Origin of the sequence: Kitasatospora sp. NPDC002965, from assembly GCF_040611255.1 — a bacterium.
In the GTDB taxonomy this organism is placed as follows: Bacteria; Actinomycetota; Actinomycetes; order Streptomycetales; family Streptomycetaceae; genus Kitasatospora.
On the sequence record NZ_JBEXNT010000195.1, the window covers coordinates 432 to 1,628 of the forward strand.

Genomic DNA, 1,197 nt, shown 5'->3' on the forward strand with positions numbered 1-1,197 from the left:
TTTGGCGTGGGGTGGGGGTGCTTTCCGTTTCCCGCGGCCGTCGTGTGTCGCCTTTGGCCTACTACTGATGGTCGCCCCGCAGCCCGCCCCCCCCACCACTGTGTCGGGGACGTCCGTGACCCGGTGGAGACGCTGGCCACCGTCCAGTGCTGGTCGGCCTGCGGTCCGCACGGCCACAGGATCAGCCGGGCGCCGTCGGCGGTCGAACCGCCCTCGACGTCCAGGCACGTGCCCCAGGCCCCCTGCCCCGTCTCGTACGCGCCCTGGTCCGGGGCGCTCTGCCGGGTCCGACGACCGGAAGCGGTCTCGGTCGGGGCGGCCGGGCTGCGGGAGTTCTTCGCGACGGGCTGCGGCCGGGGCGCCCCTCTGGCAACGGTGTTGCCTACCGGCCCGGAGGTCGGCCCGTACGAATCCGCCTTCTGGGCCGCTCGGGGAATGGATTTCCCTCGTTGAACGTCCTCTGCAGCTTCGCCACCTTCTCCACGATGGCGTCCTCGATCAGATCGCTCAGGGACTGGTATCCCCCCTCGTACGGGGTCGTTGCCACCACTGCGTTGCGGGCGGCCTCCGCCACCGCCGTGGTGATGTACGGCTGTACCTTCTCCTTGCCGGCGACCTGTCCCCGGGGGACCGGCCCGGCCTTCGCCTCGGCCTTCACCTCGGCCTTCACCTCGGCCGGTGCCGCCGGGGGCGGCCCGGTGGGCGCGGCCGGGAGGCTGGGCCGGCCGCCGCGCTTCGGTTCGTGTTCCTCGGTCGGGTCGTCGGTGCCGTCAAGCGCCACTCGCCCCATGGTCAGGCCCCCGTCCTGCTCCGTGCGGCCACGTCGCCTTGACTACCGCTGTGGGCTCGATTCGCTCCGTCACCTGTGCCACTGCCACCTCCTCTGTCTCTGACCGATACCGGCGATCCGGCAGGCCTCGGTGTTGCTGTGGCCCCGCTCCGTGAACCGGGAACATGCCGCTCGCTCCCGGCTCGGCTTCACAGGCCTCTGAGCCGTCCGGTCCTTACGGATCTCGAAGTCCGGTGCAATCCCCTCAACCGGGATGTGGCAACGGCTCCTGGAACCCAAGGTGGTGGGCCGGCCCCGCGGCCCGGCCCCCACGCGCGGGGGCGGCGCGCGCCCCCGGGGGGGGCGCGGCCCATCCCCCCAGACGGGGGCCGTGGGGCGGGGCCGGCCCCCCGCGAGAGCCGCGCCGG

At 73.4% G+C, this 1,197-nt stretch carries 2 protein-coding genes; both read right to left on the reverse strand.

The features are described 5' to 3' along the window. Positions 1-437 (reverse strand): RICIN domain-containing protein (locus ABZY91_RS39265; RefSeq protein WP_355408721.1); only part of this gene is annotated, 437 nt, incomplete at its 3' end. Next, a complete protein-coding gene (locus ABZY91_RS39270; RefSeq protein WP_355408706.1) occupies positions 383-781 on the reverse strand; it encodes a hypothetical protein in 399 nt (132 codons plus the stop codon). The genes ABZY91_RS39270 and ABZY91_RS39265, both read right to left, overlap by 55 nt. Positions 782-1,197: the final 416 nt, after the last annotated feature.